General features: G+C 71.5%; 21 protein-coding genes. 15 read left to right on the plus strand and 6 right to left on the minus strand.

All coding sequences use genetic code 11. The features are described 5' to 3' along the window. Positions 1–476 precede the first annotated feature (476 nt). Genes GSE44_RS21115 through GSE44_RS21125 form a run of 3 tightly spaced genes read left to right on the plus strand, consistent with a single transcriptional unit; the run spans position 477 to position 1,928 of the window. Positions 477–632, plus strand: coding sequence for a hypothetical protein (locus tag GSE44_RS21115; protein ID WP_159350818.1), 156 nt, complete (start codon positions 477–479; stop codon positions 630–632). Positions 633–692: 60 nt separating this feature from the next. After that, positions 693–1,532: an NADH dehydrogenase ubiquinone Fe-S protein 4 gene (locus tag GSE44_RS21120; protein WP_159350819.1), complete on the plus strand. Its 840-nt coding sequence runs from the start codon at positions 693–695 to the stop codon at positions 1,530–1,532. 27 nt (positions 1,533–1,559) lie between these two features. Continuing rightward, a complete protein-coding gene (locus tag GSE44_RS21125) occupies positions 1,560–1,928 on the plus strand; it encodes a hypothetical protein (protein WP_159350820.1) in 369 nt (122 codons plus the stop codon). A 190-nt stretch (positions 1,929–2,118) separates the two neighbouring features. Here GSE44_RS21125 and GSE44_RS25380 read toward each other — a convergent pair whose 3' ends face one another. From GSE44_RS25380 to GSE44_RS21140, 4 genes are all read right to left on the minus strand, one after another. Continuing rightward, positions 2,119–2,355 (minus strand): SPW repeat protein, encoded by a 237-nt coding sequence (locus tag GSE44_RS25380; RefSeq protein ID WP_457852179.1) that lies wholly within the window; start codon positions 2,353–2,355, stop codon positions 2,119–2,121. 9 nt (positions 2,356–2,364) lie between these two features. Continuing rightward, positions 2,365–2,478, minus strand: a complete 114-nt coding sequence (locus tag GSE44_RS26555; protein ID WP_408015137.1) for an SPW repeat domain-containing protein — start codon at positions 2,476–2,478, stop codon at positions 2,365–2,367. A gap of 83 nt (positions 2,479–2,561) precedes the next feature. Then, entirely contained in the window at positions 2,562–3,062 is a 501-nt protein-coding gene (locus tag GSE44_RS21135) for an Hsp20/alpha crystallin family protein (protein ID WP_159350821.1), read from the minus strand. Positions 3,063–3,407: 345 nt separating this feature from the next. Further along, positions 3,408–4,346, minus strand: coding sequence for a polysaccharide deacetylase family protein (locus GSE44_RS21140; RefSeq protein ID WP_159350822.1), 939 nt, complete (start codon positions 4,344–4,346; stop codon positions 3,408–3,410). A 124-nt stretch (positions 4,347–4,470) separates the two neighbouring features. Here GSE44_RS21140 and GSE44_RS21145 point away from each other — a divergent pair, with 124 nt between their 5' ends. From GSE44_RS21145 to GSE44_RS21195, 11 genes are all read left to right on the plus strand, one after another. Next, on the plus strand, positions 4,471–4,746 hold the full coding sequence (locus GSE44_RS21145; RefSeq protein ID WP_268893679.1) for a phosphopantetheine-binding protein: 276 nt from the start codon (positions 4,471–4,473) through the stop codon (positions 4,744–4,746). A gap of 2 nt (positions 4,747–4,748) precedes the next feature. After that, positions 4,749–5,255: a hypothetical protein gene (locus tag GSE44_RS26315; RefSeq protein WP_159350824.1), complete on the plus strand. Its 507-nt coding sequence runs from the start codon at positions 4,749–4,751 to the stop codon at positions 5,253–5,255. Then, a complete protein-coding gene (locus GSE44_RS21155) occupies positions 5,248–6,585 on the plus strand; it encodes an AMP-binding protein (RefSeq protein ID WP_159350825.1) in 1,338 nt (445 codons plus the stop codon). The genes GSE44_RS26315 and GSE44_RS21155 overlap by 8 nt, the downstream gene beginning before the upstream one ends. Then, positions 6,582–6,884 (plus strand): 3-hydroxyacyl-ACP dehydratase FabZ family protein, encoded by a 303-nt coding sequence (locus tag GSE44_RS21160; protein ID WP_159350826.1) that lies wholly within the window; start codon positions 6,582–6,584, stop codon positions 6,882–6,884. The genes GSE44_RS21155 and GSE44_RS21160 overlap by 4 nt, the downstream gene beginning before the upstream one ends. 163 nt (positions 6,885–7,047) lie before the next feature. After that, positions 7,048–8,565: an LpxL/LpxP family acyltransferase gene (locus GSE44_RS21165; protein WP_159350827.1), complete on the plus strand. Its 1,518-nt coding sequence runs from the start codon at positions 7,048–7,050 to the stop codon at positions 8,563–8,565. Positions 8,566–8,651: 86 nt separating this feature from the next. Continuing rightward, positions 8,652–10,940: an MMPL family transporter gene (locus GSE44_RS21170; RefSeq protein WP_159350828.1), complete on the plus strand. Its 2,289-nt coding sequence runs from the start codon at positions 8,652–8,654 to the stop codon at positions 10,938–10,940. 98 nt (positions 10,941–11,038) lie between these two features. After that, positions 11,039–12,220, plus strand: a complete 1,182-nt coding sequence (locus GSE44_RS21175) for a beta-ketoacyl-[acyl-carrier-protein] synthase family protein (RefSeq protein WP_159350829.1) — start codon at positions 11,039–11,041, stop codon at positions 12,218–12,220. Positions 12,221–12,245: 25 nt separating this feature from the next. After that, positions 12,246–13,022, plus strand: coding sequence for a beta-ketoacyl synthase chain length factor (locus tag GSE44_RS26320; RefSeq protein ID WP_159350830.1), 777 nt, complete (start codon positions 12,246–12,248; stop codon positions 13,020–13,022). A gap of 37 nt (positions 13,023–13,059) precedes the next feature. Next, on the plus strand, positions 13,060–13,470 hold the full coding sequence (locus GSE44_RS21185; protein WP_159350831.1) for a 3-hydroxylacyl-ACP dehydratase: 411 nt from the start codon (positions 13,060–13,062) through the stop codon (positions 13,468–13,470). Then, complete coding sequence (gene fabG / locus GSE44_RS21190) at positions 13,467–14,186, plus strand: 3-oxoacyl-ACP reductase FabG (protein WP_159350832.1); 720 nt, start codon at positions 13,467–13,469, stop codon at positions 14,184–14,186. The genes GSE44_RS21185 and fabG overlap by 4 nt, the downstream gene beginning before the upstream one ends. Next, complete coding sequence (locus GSE44_RS21195) at positions 14,183–14,719, plus strand: NUDIX domain-containing protein (RefSeq protein ID WP_159350833.1); 537 nt, start codon at positions 14,183–14,185, stop codon at positions 14,717–14,719. Before fabG ends, GSE44_RS21195 begins: the two co-directional genes overlap by 4 nt. 241 nt (positions 14,720–14,960) lie before the next feature. On the opposite strand, the gene GSE44_RS21200 is transcribed toward GSE44_RS21195, so the two are convergent. Both GSE44_RS21200 and GSE44_RS21205 read right to left on the minus strand, forming a co-directional pair. After that, a complete protein-coding gene (locus GSE44_RS21200) occupies positions 14,961–15,965 on the minus strand; it encodes a Tim44 domain-containing protein (protein ID WP_159350834.1) in 1,005 nt (334 codons plus the stop codon). Positions 15,966–16,036: 71 nt separating this feature from the next. Next, positions 16,037–16,663 (minus strand): glutathione S-transferase family protein, encoded by a 627-nt coding sequence (locus tag GSE44_RS21205; RefSeq protein WP_159350835.1) that lies wholly within the window; start codon positions 16,661–16,663, stop codon positions 16,037–16,039. Between the two features lie 90 nt (positions 16,664–16,753). On the opposite strand from GSE44_RS21205, the gene GSE44_RS21210 reads away from it, so the two are divergent. Next, positions 16,754–17,692: a ketopantoate reductase family protein gene (locus tag GSE44_RS21210; RefSeq protein WP_159350836.1), complete on the plus strand. Its 939-nt coding sequence runs from the start codon at positions 16,754–16,756 to the stop codon at positions 17,690–17,692. Positions 17,693–17,936 lie beyond the last annotated feature (244 nt).

Here is a 17,936-nt window from a genome sequence, read left to right on the forward strand (position 1 = left end):
ACGTCCCATATTCGATCAGCACCGTCCGATGCCGCCTCATCGTCAGCCTCGTCCAATCCCTCCCACGCTGCCCCTGTTGCCTGCAGCAATCCAGAGGCCCCGCTTGGAAATGACACAGTAAGACTAGCGGCGTGCCCGTAATCCCTGCATCCCGCCTCTTGGGATGCAGGCGAGCCGGGAAACGATCAGGGCAGCCCACTCGCGCATGGCCACACGCTATGCGTATCGAGGGCGTTCTCCAAGCGTGAAGTGCCGGGACGTTCGGCACGCAGCCTTGCCTTGTGGCCCACCTTAACGCGGTGCACCGGCACGGCCGGCGACACGGTTCTGGGCGGTTCTTGCATCCGGTAGGAACCTTGAAGCTGACGCGGGGCGCACCCAGAAGGAATGCGCCGGGTGCCTGTACAGGGCCCGGTGGCCGACGCCGGCCTGCGGCGCCGGCCAGATCCATGTTGCTTCGAGAGGAGGATGTGGAGATGAGAACCGAGATGGGCGTCAGTTCGCTGTTCCGGTCGGGCGTGCGGTTTGGCCGGCTGCCTGAGGCGCTGCAGCACTCCGTGGTGAATGGGGTGGAGATGGCGCCGCCGCGGCGGACCGAGGGCAGGTCGGCCAGGCTTCAGCCTGCCGCCTGACCCGATGAGCCCTGAGGCAGCGCTGATGGCGCTGCTGTTGCCAAGCAGGAGGTGACATTCATGAACGGTGTGCTTACCGGCACGGCCTCCGCGCCGTCGCGCGCGGCTGCGGCCACCGTGCCCGTTTCCCATGAGAACCTGGCCCAGGCGTTGCGCCTGGCCACATCCGCCCTGCCGCCCGGTGTCCCCGCGCGGCTCACCCGGCGTTGCGGTGCGACCGGCACGCGTGGCGGCAGGCGGGGCGAGGAATGGGTCCTGACCTTCCCGGCCCGGTGGCGTGGCCGGATCGATCCCCTCACCGGCTGGTGGGGCGGCGGCGACCCGCTGACGCCGTTGACGCTTCGCTTCCCGACCCGGCGCGCGGCCGAGGAATATGCGCGGCGCGAGGGCCTCAGCCTTGAAGTCTGCGGGACGCCGCGAGTGTCCGATGCCTGCCACAGGGCCGCTGCCTTTGCCTCGGCCCAGGATATGGCCATTCCGGCCGATCCATCGCTGCCCTGGAGTTGGGACGGCCGGGTTGCCGCCCCAGCCATGGAGACGGCTGAAGGCGAGTCCAGCGGTGGCCCTGGGGAGGTGAACATGGAACTTGCGTTGCTGAACCCGGCCGCGGTCTTCGCGGATCCGGGCGAGGTGGTGGCCCATTCCCAGCTGACGCTGGCGCAGAAGAACGAGATCCTGGCGCGCTGGGAGTATGACGCGCGGCTGATCGAAGCCGCCCAGGCGGAGGGCATGCCCGAGACGGGCGAGCCTTCACGGCTGGCGGAGGTCCTGGCGGCGCGGCACGCGCTGCGCGGTGAAGGCGCGGCAAGGCCCATGCGGGGAACAATCCCGCCCAGGGCCACCCCGTACAGGGCCGGCGCGCCCGCCGGGCCCGGTTCGGACCTGCCGCTCGCGGCCTGATCGGGCGCTGACCGGGAGGATGCCGCGATGCATTTCTACGACCCAAAGGGTTCGTGGGGGCTCGACCAGGGCAGCAGGGGCCACGGGACGCCGCAGGGCGATCCGGAGATGGATTGGCTGCTGCAGTTCGGATTGGTCGCGAGCCTCTGCCTGTTCCTGGCCTCCTTCGCGCCGTCGGCGCTTTTTCCCTTGGTCGCCGCGAGGTTCCTGGAGCTGGCTGCCCTCGGCAGCTCCCTCGAGGCCACGCTGCGCGGCGACCGGGTCTTCGATGATCGGCTGACCGCCTGGGATCAGGCCGCAGCCCTCATGGCGGCCGGGCTGCTGCTCCGGCTGCTCTTTGGATTGCCGCCGGAACTGGCGGCCGAGGGGATGCCTGCCGGGGCGGCGGTGCCGTAGGGCAGAGCGCGTCATGCTTCCCGGAACGGGCGGGCGCGGACCTCCGATCGCTTCTCTCGCGGCCTGCGATGGGATGCGGCCGGCACCTGATGCCGGCATGGGCGACATGGGAAACCCGGCTGAAGGGGTGCGCAAAAAAGGCCGGGGTACATGGTCCCCGGCCCTCCTCAGGTCGTCAGGCTTCAGGAGGTCAGGCATGGACTTGTGGCGGTGACTGGTGCCCGGCCCAGAACCCGGCCATGGCGGCCAGTGCCACCAATGCGCCGAGCACGGCATGGCTCCAGGTCGCGCCGGCTATCATGGCGAAGCCCATGACCCAGGGCGCGACGATCGCCCACAGCCCCAACACCAGGTTCATCCAGGATGCCGGGATGGTGTAGCCCCATAGCCCGGCAGCCGCGACCAGCGCGATCGCGCCGCCCGTGATCCAGGCCGTCTAGGCTGCCATCTGCTCACCGGCGAAGCCGGCCATCCAGGGGGTGAGGAACAGGACCAGCCCGAGTGCGAGCTGGCTACCGGGAACCAGGGTCTTCGAAGCATCCTCTGTCATTTCACGCACTCCTTTCAGGGGCTTCCGATTGGGTCCGGGCGGGCCGCTGCCCCTGCGGCCCGCCAGATCACCGGACAGGAGCCTCAGCCGGCACTCACCGGGATGCGCTTGGCCTTCTGCTCGGCGCGCTCGGACTTCGGGATCGTCACGTTCAGGACGCCGTTGCGGAACTCGGCGCGGATGTCGTCCTCCTTCACCTCCTGGCCGAGGGCGATGCGGCGTTCGAAGCGACCGTAGAAGCGCTCGGTGAAGCGACGCTCCTTGTCCTCCGTTTCGCTGCGCTTCTCTCCCCGGACCACGAGGCTGCCGTCGTCGAGCAGAACCTCGATGTCCTTTTCGTCGGCGCCAGGCAGTTCGAAGCTGGCGTGGATTTCCTTGTCCGTTTCCGAAACCTCGACCTGCGGCCAGCCGGTACTGAATTCGAAGCGGCCCGCCGGCATGCCGAAGCCAGCGAAGGCCTCGTCGAACAGGCGGTTCATCTCCTGCTGGAGCGCGGCAACGGGGCTGGCCGCCTCACCGCGGAAGGTGGCGGGAGAGCGCGATCCACCGCGGCTCCAGGGAACGAGGTCACGCATGATGTTCATGTGCACATCTCCTCCATGGATGTCGTGGTTCCGGGACGGCGGGCGGGTTGCCCGGCGGGCGTCCTCGCCTGCTCCGGCAGGAGGTGTGCCTAAGATGCGGAGGGGCGGTGGTGCACCGCCAAGGCCGATCCGCCGCAGACATTGCTGCCGGCAGGATCTCGTCGCTCCCTGGCCACATCCTCAAGCGAGCAACATGGGCGAGGAACGCCGGGCACCACGGCCGGCACCCGGGTGCCGGGTCCCGAGAGGGCCCCCGGCATCTTTGAAGCTAGTTTTGCCGCGGCCGACTTCAAGGGGGGCGGATGGCTTCGCTTCGACGGCGGGACATCGCTTGCGCCCGGCCCTTCAACAGAAGGCGGGGTCCGGCGGTGCGTTCGCGTCCCGGTGGGGGCCGGGGACGATGTCCCTGAGCCCGCCTGCGATGTTCCGGGCTTCTTCCAATCGTTCGGCCAGGGGCAGGGAGCTTCGGCCAGCCAGCATGGCACGCAGCCGGCGGGCCGTGGTGCCGCGGTTGGCCCAGAGGAAGAGGCTGCTCAGCAGGCCCAGCCCGGGGCAGCGGTGGAAGGGGGCGCCGGCGTCGATGTCGTAGGGGTGGCAATAGGTCCAGGCGAGGGGACCTTCGAGGCGCCGAGCGAAGCGGCGGAAGTCCCAGGCCGGGAGGTAGCGGAGATACATGCCGCCGAGGATGGGCATGCCGATGGGCCCGAGCTGGGCGATGGGGGCGGGGAGTTCGAGCAGGCCGCCGGGCCAGAGGAAGGGATGGCGGGGCGCGGCGGGGTGGCCGTGCAGGACGGCGCGGGCGGGGATGACGGAGGAGGAATAGGCGTGGCCGGTTTCGAGCAGCGTGTCGGCGGCCCATTCCGTAGCGGGGGTGAGGGAGAAGTAGGGGGCGCGGAAGCCCTGGACGGCCTGGCCGGAGAGGTCCTGCAGCGTGGCGCGGGCGCGGTGGGCTTCCTCGCGCAGCGTTGCGGGAGACAGGGCGGCGAGGGGGCGGTGGGTCTGGTTGTGGGAGGCGATCTCATGGCCGCGCGCGGCGATGTCGCAGACGAGCCAGGGGGCGGAATCCGCCACCTCGCCAAGGATGAAGAAGGTGCCGCGGGCGCCGGCTTCATCGAGCAGGTCCAGCAGGGCGGTGGTGGCGGCCAGGTGGCGGGTGCCGGTGGGGTCGCCGGGGCTGCGCTCGATATCCGCGGTGAAGGTGAGGCGGGCGGGGAGGGCCGCGCCGAAGTCGTCCGCCCCGGCATCTGTGCGGGCATCCGCGGGGGCGCGCCGGTTGCTGCCCATGGGCGGCTCCTTTAGCGTGCCGGAGCGGGGATGGCGCATGGTCACCGACATTTTTTGCAGCGCTTCACCATCCCGTGTGCTTTATCCCGAAGACGAGGCCAGGACCAGGGTGGAGACGAGTGGCGTGACGGCAACGACCGCGATGACGGCGCTGGAAGTGGAGGTGGCGACGCTGATCGTCGGTGCCCTGCAGCTTGAGGTACAGCCGCAGGAGATCGATCCTGAAGCGCCGCTCTTTGGCGAAGGACTTGGATTGGACAGCATCGATGCGCTGGAGATGGCGCTGGCGATTTCGCGCAACTATGGCTTCCAGCTGCGCTCGGATGATGAGCGGAACGGGCGGATCTTTGCCTCGCTGCGTGCCCTGACGGCGCATATCGAGAAGAACCGGGTCGGCTGAACATGCCCGTTCCGGGCAGGAACAGGTTCGAAGCGGGCGGCAGGTGGCTGTGGCGCCTTTCGGCGCTGCCGCTGCTGGCGCTTTGGTTCGTTCCGGTGGAGGCCTGGCCGGCGGGGGTCGGGGGTGCGGTGGAGCTGTTCTGGGCGCTGCTGCCGGGGCTGACCTGCACAGGGCTGGCCTTTGGCTTCGCCCGGTCGCTGCGGCGGGGGCAGGAGCCGCTGATCGCGCGCTACATCCGCTTTGACGAGCGGCGGGATCCGGCAGAATGCGCCGGCTATGCGCGCGGGCTGACCTGGTTCTGGGCGGTGGTGCTGGCGGTGGTGGCCGTGGTGGAGTTGGGGGCAGTGGCGCGGGGGGTGGATCTCGGCATGGTGCCGGATGCGCTGCTGCTGGGGCTGTTCCTGGGAGAGCATGTGGTGCGGAGCCTGTATTTCCCCGCGGGCGGGATTGCCTGGCCCCTGCAGACGCTCCGGGCAATCGTGCGGGCGGAGCGGGCGCGGCATGGCTGACATCCCTTTCCTGGACCGGGCGCCCGGCGATGTGCTGGCGCGGCGCGGGACCGTGCCGGTCACGGCGGGGCGGTATCTGGCGGATGTGGCGGCGCTGGCGGCGCAGCTGCCGGAGGCGCCCTACGCCCTGAACCTTTGCGCGGACCGGTACCTGGCGCTGGTGGGTTTCGGGGCGGCGCTGGCACGGGGGCAGGTGACGCTGCTTTCGGCGGATCGCTCGGCGCATCGGCAGCGGGAGCTGGCGGGGCGGTATGCCGGGACCTATGCGATCGCGGATGGGGTGGAGACGGTGATTCCCGCCATTGCGGCCGGGGCCTGGGGCGAGGGCCCCATGACGAATGCCGGGGCGAATTTCGGCATCCCGGCGGAGCGGGTGGCGGCGATCGGCTTCACCTCGGGCAGCACCGGGGAGCCGGCGGCGCATGCCAAGCCCTGGGCGGCGCTGGTGGCGGCCGCGCGGGCGGCGGCGGCGCGCTTCGGGCTGGATGATCCTGCGGCGCAGGCGACGGTGATTGGCACCGTGCCGGCGCAGCACATGTATGGCTTCGAGACGACCATGGTGCTGCCGCTGCGCGCGCCGATGGCCATCCATTCCGGGCCGCATTTCTATCCGGTGGAGGTGGTCGAGGCGCTGGCCGCCGCGCCGGGGCGGCGGGTGCTGGTGACGACGCCGCTGCAGATGCGGGCGCTGGTGGCGGGTGGGATTTCGGGGGTGGATACGGTGATCTCGGCCACCGCGCCGCTGGCCGTTTCCCTCGCGGCCGAGGCGGAGGCGGCCTGGGGGGCGCCGGTGCTGGAGATCTATGGCGCCACCGAGATGGGGTCCATCGCCAGCCGGCGGACGGTCGAGGGGGAGGGCTGGACCCTCTATGACGGGGTAGCGCTGCGGGCGGAGGGGGCGGATGCGGCCGCCGCCCTGGTGCCGGGGCTGCCCGAGCCGGTGCCGCTGGCGGATCTGGTCGAGATAGGGCCCGACGGGCGTTTCCGGCTGATCGGGCGGCGTGGGGACATGGTGAAGCGGGGCGGCAAGCGGGCCTCGCTGGCCGGGCTGAACCGGGTATTGGCGGAGATCGAGGGGGTGGAGGACGGGGTGTTCTTCGCGCCCGAGGACCTGGAGGCGAACCCCGCCGCGCGGCTGGCGGCCTATGTGGTGGCGCCGGGGCGGACGAGCGGAGAGATCGTGGCGGCGCTGCGCGAGCGGGTGGAGGCGGTGTTCCTGCCGCGCCCCGTGGTTCTGGTGGAGCGGCTGCCGCGCAACGAACTGGGCAAGATCACGCGGCGGAGCCTGGAGGCGCTGCGTGACGGGGTGCCGGGCGAGGGGGCGGGTTGAGCGGGGAGGGGCCCTGGGCGGCGCGCTTCGCGGTTCCGGCGGATCATCCCTGCCTGCCCGGGCATTTTCCTGGCCGTCCCGTGGTACCGGGTGTGGTGTTGCTGGATGCCGTGATGGAGGCGGCGCGGGCTGCCGGGCTGGGGGTGGCGATGCGGCTGCCTTCGGCGAAGTTCCTCCGGCCGGTGGGGCCGGAGGAGGAGGTATCGGTCGCGCTGCGGCGCACGGCGGGGGGGCGGCTGGCCTTTGCCGGGCATGTGGGTGGGGTGCTGGCGTTTCAGGGCGAGATCGAGGCCGCATGATTGCGGTGGGGCAGGAAGGTTGGGGGAAGGAATTCCCCCAAGCCCCCATCTTTTTTTTGTCTGTTGAAGCGAAGCGTCGCCATGGGCGCGCCTTAAAACTCGAAGAAGAAGCAGGGATTCCGGGGGAATGCGCTTCCCCGGCCTTGCTTGAACGGAACACCGCATGAGCTGGCTGAGGCAGCGCGAGCGCGGCGGGGTGGCCCTGCGGCTGATGGCCTGGATCGCGCGCGTGGCCGGATGGCGGTTCTCCTATGCGCTGCTCTTTCCGGTGACGGGGTATTTCATGCTCTCGGCGCCGGCGCGGCAGCGGGAGGCGATGCGGCGCTTCCAGCGGCGGGCGCTGGGGCGGGAACCGGGCTGGCGGGATCTGTGGCGACCCTATTTCGCCTTTGCCGCGACGATGCTGGACCGGGTGTATCTGCTGCAGGGGCGGACACGGGGGTTCGAGATCACCGTCTCGGGGATCGAGGCGCTGGATGCGCGGATCGCCGAGGGGCGCGGCTGCGTGCTGCTGGGGGCGCATCTGGGCAGCTTCACGGCCATGCGGGCCCTGGCGGACCGGGGCTGCCCGGTGGAGGTGATGGCCTTCATGTATGAGGGCAACGCTGCCCAGGCGAATGCCATCTTCAGCGCGCTGTCACGCGAGAAGGCGGAGCTGGTGGTGCCGCTGGGGCGGCCGGATTCGATGCTGCGGGCGAAGGAATGCCTGGAGCGCGGGGGGCTGGTGGGCATCCTGGCGGACCGGCGGCCGGCGGTGGGGGAGGACCGGGTGGTGCCGGTGCCCTTCCTGGGGGCGGCGGCGCCGTTTCCGGCGGGGCCGCATATCCTGGCGGCCGTGCTGCGGGCGCCGGTGATGCTGGCCTTCGGGATATGGAAGGGGCCGCGGCGCTACGAGATCCGCTTCGAGGAATTCGCGGAGCGGGTGGTGCTGAACCGGGCCTCGCGCGAGGTGGACCTGCGGGCGAGCGCCGCGCGCTATGCCGCGCGGCTGGAAGAGGTGGCGCGGGCTTTTCCGGGCAACTGGTTCAACTTCTACGACTTCTGGGAGGAGATGGACGATGTCTCTTCCCCTTCCCCTTCCCCTTCCCCTTCCCCTTCCCCTTCCCCTGAGGCCGGCGTGGTGGCGCGGCGGGCCGTGCTGGCGCTGCCGTTCATGGCGTTGCCGGCCTCAGGGGAAGGGGGCGGGCTGGAGGCCGTGATGGCCGCGCTAGCGGCCGTGCGGCGGAGCGAGGCGGATTTCGAGGAGAGCAAGTCCATCGCGGGGCTGGCGGATACGCTGCCGAGCCGGGGGACCTTGTTGTGGGAGGCGCCGTCCACGCTGGAGAAGCGGGTGGTGGAGCCTTTCTCGGAGCGGGTGACGGTTTCGGGCGAGCGGCTGGTCTATGAGCGCCCGGGGCAGGGGACGCGGCAGGAGGTGAATCTCGACCAGGCGCCGGAGGTGCGGGCCATGGTGGAGGCGATCCGGTCCACCCTGGCGGGGGACCTGGCGATGCTGCGGCGCTACTGGGAGGTGGGTTTCGAGGGGGCGGTCGCCGATTGGACGATCCGGCTCTCGCCGCTGTCCATGCGGGTGCGGGCGGTGGTGCAGCGGGTGGAGATTCAGGGTTCCGGCGGCGCAATTCGCCGCTTCGAGACTGTGGGCAACGAATCCTCCGTCATGCGGATCACCGCGCGCCCGTGACGGACCATTCCACGGCAGTCCCCAAAGAGGTCCGGGGATCAAAGGTCCCCGGCGGGGGGCCGGGGGCGGCGCCTCCGCTGCTTGCCTTGCTGGTCCTCACTGTTTTGGGCTTCTTCCTGTTCCGGACCATCGAGATCCGCACCGACATGGCGGATTTCCTCCCCCCCGCCGCGACGCCCGAGGCCGCCTTCCTGCTGAGCGAGCTGCGGGAGGGGGCCGCGACGACGCTGCTGCTGGTGGGGGTGGAGGGGGCGGAGGCGCCGGAGTTGGCGCGGGTGTCGCGCTCCATGGGCCAGGCGATGCGGGAGAGCGGGCATTTCGCCTTCGTGGGGAACGGGACCGCCGATCTGACGGAGGCGGAGCAGGCACTGCTGTTCCGCTATCGCTACCTGCTGTCGCCGGCCACCGGCCCGGGGATGTTCGAGGTGGCGGCACTGCGGGGGAAGCTGGAGGCGCTGCTGGATGGGTTGCGGTCCTCGATGTCGGGGATGCTGTCGCGGCTGGGCTTCGCCGATCCGCCGGGGGTGTTCCTGGAACTTCTGAAGGGATGGCTGGGCGGCAGTTCCGTGCAAATGCGGGATGGCGTGTGGTTCGCGGGCGGCGAGGGACCGCCGAGGGCGCTGATGGTGGCGAGGAGCCGGGCGCTGGGAACGGATGTGGAGGCGCAGCGGGAGGCCTCCGAGGCCGTGCGGGCGGCATTCGCGGCGGCGGAGCCGAAGGGCGCGCGGCTGCTGCTTTCGGGGCCGGGGGTTTTCGCGGCAAGCGCGGCGGCGGCGGTGAAGGCGGATGTGGAGCGGATGGCGGTGCTGTCCGGCGTGCTGCTGCTGGGCTTTCTGCTGTGGCGCTACCGGTCCCCCACGATGCTGCTGGTGGCGGGCGTGCCGCTTCTGGCCGGGGTGCTGGCCGGGGCGCTTGCGGTGGCGCTGGTGTTCGGGCGAGTGCAGGGGGCGGCGCTGGGCTTCGGGGTGACGATGCTCGGGGTGGCGGTGGATTACCCGATCCTGCTGCTGACCGGGCGCCGGCCCGGGGAGGCGTTGGGGGATGCGGCGCGGCGGATCTGGCCGGTGCTGCGGCTGGCGGCGGGGGCGGCGGCGCTGGGGCTGGTGGCGATGATGGCCTCGGGGTTCCCGGGGCTGGCGCAGCTTGGGTTGTTCGGGGCGGCGGGGCTGCTGGTGGGCGTGGCGGTGACGCGCTGGGGGCTGCCCTGGTTGTTGCCCGGCGAGGCGGTGGTGGCGCGGGCGTTGCCGGGGCCGGTCACGCGGGGGCTGGGATGGCTGAGCGGGCGTCCCTTCGTGGCGGGGGGCGTGGTGCTCCTGGCACTGGGATGGCTGGCTTTCGGGGGGCTTCCGCGCTGGGAGGACGACATCGCGCGGCTGAGCCCGGTGCCGGAGGCGGAGCGGAACCTCGACACGGAGTTGCGGGCGCAGCTGGGGGCGCCGGATGTGCGGCATCTGGTGGCGCTGCGCGGGGCGAGCGAGGAGGCGGTGCTGCGGGCCTCGGAGCGGGTGCGGGGGGCCTTGGCGCCGCTGCTGGCAGATGGGCGGCTGAGTGGGCTGGACCTGCCGAGCCGATACCTGCCGAGCCGGGAGGCGCAGGCGGCGCGGCAGGCGGCGCTGCCGGCGCGGGGTGTGCTGGAGGCGCGGCTGGCGGAGGCTAGGGCCGGGCTGCCCTTCCGGGCGGAGGCCTTCGCGCCCTTCCTGGCCTCCATCGAGGAAAGCCGGGGGTTGCCGCCGCTGGATTCCGCCAGTCTGGCCGTGGCGCCGCTGATCTCGACGCGACTTGCGCCGCTGCTGTCCCGGCATGGGAATGAATGGCGGGGGCTGGGACTGCTGGCGGGGGTGGCGGATGCCGCGACGGTGCGGGCGGCGGTGGCGGAGCTGCGCGATCCGGCCGTGCTGTTCGTGGATGTGAAGGGCGAGACGGAGGGGATGATCGCGGCCACGACGCGCGGCGCGCTGATCTGGTGCGGCGTCGGGGCGGTGGCGGTGCTGGGGCTGCTGGCAGTGGGGCTGGGCGGGTTTGTCGCGGCCCTGCGGCGGGGGGCGCCGATCGCGGGGGCGGTGGTGGTGGTGCTGGCGGTGCTTTCCGCGGCCGAGGCGCGACTGACGCCTTTTCACCTTGTGGCGCTGCTGCTGATGGCGGGGGTGGGGCTCGATTACGCGCTGTTCCTGGGGCGGCGGGAGGAGGATGCGGCGGAGGCGGCACGCACGATGGCGGCGGTGCTGACCTGCACGGTGACGACGCTGCTGACCTTCGGGATGCTGGCGCTTTGCGAGACGCCGGTGCTGCGGGGGATCGGGCTGACGGTTTCCGTGGGGGTGGCGGCGGCCTTCGGGCTGGCGCTGGCCCTGGCGCCGCGGGGCCAGGACGCTTGACGTCCGAACGCCTGATTTCCTTGAGCCTGCCCCATTCCGGACAAGTCCCCGCTCCACAGGGACGTTCCGCGATGCAATACAGCGGCGAGATGCCAGCCATGCTCCCGTCCCTTGCCATTCCGGCCTTCACCGCCGCCAGCGCCATGGGCACGGGCTTGGCCGCGATGCGGGAGGCGTTGCATGGCCGGCGGGGCGGGTTGGCGCCCTGCGACCTGCCGGGGATGCCGGAGGGCATCTGGGTGGGGCGGGTGCCCGGGCTGGAGGAGGTGGTGCTGCCGGAGGCGCTGGCGCGCTACGACTGCCGCAACCACCGGCTGGCGGAGCTGGGGCTGCGGCAGGACGGGTTCGAGGCGGCGGTGGCGGAGGCGGCCGGGCGCTTCGGGGCGCATCGGGTGGCGGTAGTGCTGGGCACCAGCACCTCGGGCATCGCGGAGACCGAGGTGGCCTATGCGCGGCGGGATGCGGATGGCGCGCTGCCGGCGGATTTCGACTTCGCGCATACGCACGACCTCTATGCGCTGCCGCGCTACGTGCGGGCGCGGCTGGGACTGCGCGGGCCGGCGGTGGCGATTTCGACCGCCTGCACCTCGGGCGCGCGGAGCTTTCTTGAGGCGCAGTCGATGATTGTGGCGGGGCTGTGCGATGCGGTGGTGGTGGGCGGGGTGGACACGCTGTGCCGGATGACGCTGCACGGGTTCAACTCGCTGGAACTGCTGTCGAAGGGTGCCTGCCGGCCCTGTGCGGTGGACCGGGACGGGATTTCAATCGGCGAGGCGGCGGGCTTCGCGCTGGTAATGCGCGTGGAGGATGCGGCGCCGGGCAGCCTGGCGCTGCTGGGGGCCGGGGCGAGCGCGGATGGGCACCACATGTCCTCGCCGCATCCGGAGGGGCTGGGCGCCATCTCCGCAATGCGCGCGGCGCTGGCGGCGGCGGGGGATGCGCCCGTGGATTACGTGAACCTGCATGGCACTGGCACGCGGGCGAATGATGCGATGGAGGGGAATGCGGTGCGCGTCCTGTTCGGGAATGGCGTGCCCTGTTCCTCTACCAAGGGCTGGACGGGGCATACGCTCGGGGCTTCCGGGGCGCTGGAGGCGGTGATCGCGGCGATCTGCGTCGCGGACGGGCTGGTGCCAGGCTGCCTGGGCGTGAAGGAGCCGGACCCGGGTTTCGGCGTGGATGTGGCGGTGGCGAACCGCGCGTTGCCGGTGCGGCGCGTGCTTTCCAATTCCTTCGGCTTCGGTGGCAGCAACTGCGCCCTCGTGATCGGCCAAGGGTGAGTCCAACCGTGAGGGTGGCCAGGTCGTGAGGTGCGGGATCGCGGGGGTGGGCGTGCTCGGGCCCGGGCTGCCGGGCTGGGAGGCGAGCCGGGCGGTGCTGGCCGGGGAGGCGCCCTGGGAGCCGGGGCCGGTGGTGCTGCCGCCCCCCGCGGCCTTGCCGGCGACGGAGCGGCGTCGGACCAGCGCGGCGGTGCGGCTTGCGCTGGTGGTTGCCGCCGAGGCGGCCGCGGCTTCGGGGCTGGCGCCGGATGCGCTGGAGACGGTGTTCGCTTCCTCCAATGGGGATGGGGCCGTCATCGGCTCGATCCTGGAGGCGCTGTCCACGCCGGGCGGGGCGATCTCGCCGACACAATTTCATAACTCGGTGCACAATGCGGCGGCGGGGTATTGGGGGATCGCGGCCGGGTCGCATTGCGCCTCGGTGAGCCTGGGCGGGCATGACGACAGCTTCGCCATCGGCCTGGTGCAGGCGGTGGCGGCGGTGGTCTCGCGCCGCGTGCCGGTGCTGTTCTGCGCCTATGACGCGCCGCTGACGCCGCCGCTGGATGCGCGGCGCCTCACCGATGCGGTGTTCGCCACCGCGCTGGTGTTGGTGCCGTCGGATGCAGGGGTGGTGCTCTCGGTGGAGATGGCGGAGCGGGCGGAGGCGAGTTCGGCGGGGGATCTGGCGCCGTTGATGGCGGGGAATCCGGCGGCACGGGCGCTGCCCTTGTTGCAGGCGCTGGCGGCGGGCGCGGCGGCGCAGGTTGGGTTGCCGCTGGTGGATGGGGGGGCGGTGGTCCTGGGGGTGGAGCCTTGTTGACGGCAGCCTGCACCTCTGCCGGGGGAGGGCGCGCGGGATGATCCCGGCGGTGCCTCATGCGGGGGCGATGCGGCTGCTCGAGCGCGTCGTGGAGCATGATGCGGATTCGATTGTCTGCGCGGCGGTGTCGCATCGGGATGCGGGCAATCCGTTGCGGCGGGACGGCATGCTGCCCGCGGTGTGCGGCGTGGAATACGCGTTGCAGGCGGTGGCGGCGCATGGGGCGCTGAGCAGCGGCGGTGAGGCGCAGAAGCCGGGCTATCTCGCCAGCCTGCGCGGCGTGGCGCTGCATGTGGCGCGGCTGGATGACGTGGCGGAGGATCTGCGCGTGGAGGCGCGGGCGCTGTCACGCGCGGCGCGCGGGTTTGTTTATTCCTTCGAGGTCTCGGCGGGCGGCGTGGCGCTGCTTTCGGGGCAGGCGGCCATCATCATCCCGGAGGACGCATGATCCGCGCACTCGTCAGCGGCGGCGGGAGCCCGATCGGTGCCGCGATTTCGCGCGCGCTGGCGCGGGACGGGCATCATGTGATCGTGCATGGCAGCGGCCATCCGGATCGGGCGCGCGGCGTGGCGGCGGAGATCGTGGCCGCAGGCGGCAGCGCGGAGGCGGTTGTTTTTGACCTGACGGATGCGGCGGCTTGCGAGGCGGCGCTGGCAAAGCTGCTGGAAGCGGGGCCGGTGCAAGCGGTGGTGCATAATGCGGGCACGCATGACGATGCGCCGATGGCGGGCATGTCGGCGCGGCAATGGCATTCGGTGGTGGATGTTTCGCTGAACGGGTTCTTCCACCTCGTGCAGCCCTTGCTGCTGCCGATGATCGGGACGCGGCGCGGGAGGATCGTGGCGATTTCCTCCGTCTCCGGGATCATGGGCAATCGTGGCCAGGCGAATTACGCGGCGGCGAAGGCGGGGCTGCATGGGGCGGTGAAGTCGCTCTCCATCGAATGCGCGCCGCGGGGCGTGACGGTGAATGCGGTGGCACCGGGCGTGATCGAAAGCCCGGCGGTGGAGGCGGCCGTCACGAAGGAGCAGATCCGCGCGATGGTTCCGGCGCGGCGTGCGGGAAGGCCGGAGGAGGTGGCGGAGCTGGTGGCCTTCCTCGCCTCCGATCGCGCGGCCTACATCACGGGGCAGGTGATTTCCATCAATGGGGGCATGGCTTGACGATCGAGACGCTTTCCACGCGCGTGGCCTATGAGAATCCCTGGACGCGCGTGCGCGAGGACATCATCCGCCGCGCGGATGGTTCCGAGGGGCTCTATGGCGTCGTGGAGCGCTCGGACTTCGTGGTGGTGGTGCCGGTGCAGGATGGGCGCGTCACGCTGGTGGAGCAGTTCCGCTATCCGGTGCAGGCGCGGATGTGGGAATTCGTGATGGGCATGTGGGAGACGCGGCCCGGGACGGATCCGGCGCAGATCGCCGCCGGGGAGTTGCGCGAGGAGACCGGGCTGATCGCCGGGCGCATGACCTATGCGGGCGAGATGTTCCAGGGCGCGGGCTACTGCAACCAGCGCGGCCATGTGTTCCTGGCGACGGAGCTGACGCGCGGCGAGACGGCGCGGGAGCAGACGGAACAGGATCTGGTGTGCCGCGAGTTCTCGCTGGTGGAGCTGGAGGCCATGCTGCGCGACGGGGTGATCCGGGACGCAATGAGCATGGCGGCGTTTGGGCTGCTGCGGCTAAAGGGGCTGGTTTAGGCGGGTCCCGGAGGCTCTGCCTCCGGACCTCCGCCGGGGTGGCAGCGGCCACCCCGGACCCCGCGTTCAGTTTTTCAGGGACAGGGCGCCGGCTTTGGCGCCGCAGGCCGATTCCCTGGATCGCGTGGGCTGCCGGGTCAGTCGCCTGAGGTCGATGACCTCAGGCGCGTCAACCAATCGCGGGGTCCGGGGGCCGCGTTCGGCCCCCGGTGGGGTACAGGGGCAAAGCCCCTGGCCTGTCTCAGCCCGTCTGCTGGACCGCCGAGAGCAGCCACGCCTCGCGCGGGCGGCGGACGAAGGTCCAGATCTCCGTGACGGTCTGGCGGGTGTTGGGATCGCCCTCCACCACCTGTCCGCTGGCGTCGCGGGTCACGTCGATCAGGCTGAAGCGCATGGCGACAGTGGCGTATTCCATGCCGTCCTCGGCCCAGGCCTCGGAGAGGTCACCGGATTCCAGGCGAACGTCACGGGTTTCGTTGCGCCAGCCGCGGGCGGCGAGGTCGCGCAGGTCCTGCTCGAAGTAGCGGGCCATCTCCGGAGTCGCGAGGCGCTGGAGGGCGCTCACGTCCTGGCGGGACCAAGCCTCGTTGATGCGGACGAGGCTGGTTTCGAAGGCCGCGAAGTCGGCCTCGCTCACCTGCACCGGGCGGGAGGCGGCGCTGCCGCCCATGCCGCCGGCCGTGGCGCCGCCCATGGCACCGCGCTGCATGCCGCCGTCCATCTCACGGGCGTAGCTGCCTGGGACGCTGCCGCGCGGGCCGATGCCGGCCATGGCGGGGTTGCCCGTGGACGCGGCCCGGCGGTTGCGCAGCATGCGGACCACCAGCCAGACGATGCCGGCGATGATGGCGATTTGGAGCAGGAAGCCCAGGAAGCCAGCGCCGCCCGACATGCCGCCGAAGGCGCCGCCGCCGAAGAGCATGCCGGCAATGCCTGCGCCGAGCAGGCCGCCCATCAGGCCGGACATGAAGCCGCCGCCGAACAGCCCGCCCCGGTTGGGGGTGGTGTAGGAGGGCGACGGGCGCGGGGCCGTCTGGCCGTAGCCGGGGGCCTGGCGCGGGGTTTCCGTGCGGTTGAAGGGCGTGGCCGTGCCAGGGGCGGTCCGGGTGCTGGGCGGCGCGCTGTAGGAGCGGCTGCCGCGGCTGCCGGAGGAGGCGCCGCCGCCCGGGCGGGCATCGGCGATGGCGGGCGCAAGCGCAAGCGCCAGGGTGGCGAAGGCGGCCAGGAGACGGGCGCGGCGGCGCATAGGGTTTGTCCTCCCGAGGGGAAATCTCACAGGGATGTAATATAGGGGAAAGGTTGCGGATTTCACGGGGGTCAGGCCGGTTCCGCAGCGCGTTCCTTCATCATCGACTGGAACGCAGGGCGGGACTGGCAGGCTGCGATCCAGGCCTGAACATTCGGGGCAGCCTCGAAGAGGGGCTTCGCGGGCTGGGCGTAGCGGATGATCTCCGCAAGGTTGATGTCGGCTACGGTAAAGCGGCCGCCGACGAGATGGCCGCCACCGGCCTTCAGCCCGGCATCCAGCACGGCGAAAGGGGCGCGCAGCCGGGCAGCGGCGGCCTCGGGCTCACGCTTCAGCATGATGGAAAGGCAGTCATCCTCGATGCCCCGGCCCCAGAGGGTCCACATGGTGGTCAGGGCTTCCTCCTTCGCATCGCGTGGGGCCAGTGGGCCGCCATGCTTGCGGACGAGATAGAGGGCGATGGCGAGGGATTCGTGAAGGATCAGGTCGTCATCCTCCAGCGTCGGGATCAGGCCATTGGGGTTGATCGCGCGGAAGGCGGGGGAGGCGGTGTTGAGCGGGGCGTCCGGGGCGGCGGGGTCGGGCAGGCGGTAGGCCTGGATGACCGGGACGATTTCGTAGTCCAGTCCCAGCTCCTTGGCGGCCCAGACAGGGCGCGTGGCGCGGGAACGCAGGCAGCCATAGATCTTCAGGGGCATCGGGCCGTTTTCCTCCGGGTTCGCGAACCGCGATAGCATGGGGCGGGCGGGGTGCGGAGTGGCCGCTGCTCGCCATGGGGAGGAACAGGCATGCGGATCGTGGCGCTGGGATCGGGCGGGGTTGGCGGCTTTTTTGGCGGGCTGATGGCCGCCGCCGGATCGGCGGAGATCGCCTTCGTGGCGCGCGGGGCGCATCTGGCGGTGATGCGGGCGCATGGGCTGACCATCGAGCGGGATGGCGGGCGGCCGCCCGTGCATGTGCCGCGGGTGGAGGCGGCGGAGGATGCGGCCTCGCTCGGACGGGCGGATCTGGTGCTGATCGGGGTGAAGCTGGCGGATACGCCGGCCGCGATCGAGGCGGCGCGGCCGCTGGTGGAGCGGGGCGCCGCCGTGCTGTCCCTGCAGAACGGGGTGACGAAGGACGATGCGCTGCGGGAGGCCTTCGGCGAGGCGGCGGTGATCGGTGGCGTGGTCTATGTGGGCAGCCATATCGCCCGGCCAGGGGTGATCGCGCAGACCGGGGCGATGCAGCGGATGGTGGTGGGGGAATACGGGCCCACCGCTTCCTCCCCGCGGGTGGAGGCGCTGGTAGCCGCGGCGCGGGCGGGCGGGATCGATGCGGAGGTGCCGCCGGATATCGCGGCGGCGATCTGGCAGAAGTTCGTCTTCCTTGCTGGTTTCTCGGGCGCGACGGCGGCCGTGCGGCTGCCGATCGGGCCGATCCGCAGCAATCCGCATGCGCGCGAATTGCTGCGCGGGCTGATCGAGGAGGCGGTGGCGGTCGGGCGCGCACGCGGCGTGGCGCTGCCGCCGGATGCGGCGGAGGCGGCGATGGCGCGGGCGGACATGGTTTCGCCGGAGATGACCTCCTCCCTGCATCACGACGTGGAGGCGGGACGGCGGCTGGAGCTGCCCTGGCTTGCGGGGGCCGTGGCGGAGATGGGGGCGGCGCTGGGGGTGGCGACGCCTTGCAGCGTGGCGGTGCGGGCGGTGCTGGGGCCGCGGGTGGATGGAGTGGCGCGGGGGTGAGGGGTGTTGGGCGGCTGAATGCAACGGCGCTGTTGAACTTCTTCGCGCCCAAGACCGAAGTGGCCGAGCGCCGACAACACTCCTGAAAGCAGACTCCCATCGCCCGGCAACCATGGGCGGTTAGGGGCCAGGGGACCTGTGCCCGGCTTTGATAAGCCACACGCCGCAGCGGCTTTGTCGAGCATGCAGGTACCGGATGCTGTGTGCCGGGCCACCCGTGCACAAGCCTCCTGCCGGGAACGTG

Origin of the sequence: Muricoccus harenae (assembly GCF_009848505.1) — a bacterium.
GTDB lineage: Bacteria > Pseudomonadota > Alphaproteobacteria > Acetobacterales > Acetobacteraceae > Roseomonas > Roseomonas harenae.

Coding starts and splice junctions, on each gene's coding strand:
- GSE44_RS21115 (WP_159350818.1), top strand. CDS start 477: ATGAGAACCGAGATGGGCGTCAGTTCGCTGTTCCGGTCGGGCGTGCGG.
- GSE44_RS21120 (WP_159350819.1), top strand. CDS start 693: ATGAACGGTGTGCTTACCGGCACGGCCTCCGCGCCGTCGCGCGCGGCT.
- GSE44_RS21125 (WP_159350820.1), top strand. CDS start 1,560: ATGCATTTCTACGACCCAAAGGGTTCGTGGGGGCTCGACCAGGGCAGC.
- GSE44_RS26555 (WP_408015137.1), bottom strand. CDS start 2,478: ATGACAGAGGATGCTTCGAAGACCCTGGTTCCCGGTAGCCAGCTCGCA.
- GSE44_RS21135 (WP_159350821.1), bottom strand. CDS start 3,062: ATGAACATCATGCGTGACCTCGTTCCCTGGAGCCGCGGTGGATCGCGC.
- GSE44_RS21140 (WP_159350822.1), bottom strand. CDS start 4,346: ATGGGCAGCAACCGGCGCGCCCCCGCGGATGCCCGCACAGATGCCGGG.
- GSE44_RS26315 (WP_159350824.1), top strand. CDS start 4,749: ATGCCCGTTCCGGGCAGGAACAGGTTCGAAGCGGGCGGCAGGTGGCTG.
- GSE44_RS21155 (WP_159350825.1), top strand. CDS start 5,248: ATGGCTGACATCCCTTTCCTGGACCGGGCGCCCGGCGATGTGCTGGCG.
- GSE44_RS21165 (WP_159350827.1), top strand. CDS start 7,048: ATGAGCTGGCTGAGGCAGCGCGAGCGCGGCGGGGTGGCCCTGCGGCTG.
- GSE44_RS21175 (WP_159350829.1), top strand. CDS start 11,039: ATGCTCCCGTCCCTTGCCATTCCGGCCTTCACCGCCGCCAGCGCCATG.
- GSE44_RS21185 (WP_159350831.1), top strand. CDS start 13,060: ATGATCCCGGCGGTGCCTCATGCGGGGGCGATGCGGCTGCTCGAGCGC.
- fabG (WP_159350832.1), top strand. CDS start 13,467: ATGATCCGCGCACTCGTCAGCGGCGGCGGGAGCCCGATCGGTGCCGCG.
- GSE44_RS21200 (WP_159350834.1), bottom strand. CDS start 15,965: ATGCGCCGCCGCGCCCGTCTCCTGGCCGCCTTCGCCACCCTGGCGCTT.
- GSE44_RS21205 (WP_159350835.1), bottom strand. CDS start 16,663: ATGCCCCTGAAGATCTATGGCTGCCTGCGTTCCCGCGCCACGCGCCCT.
- GSE44_RS21210 (WP_159350836.1), top strand. CDS start 16,754: ATGCGGATCGTGGCGCTGGGATCGGGCGGGGTTGGCGGCTTTTTTGGC.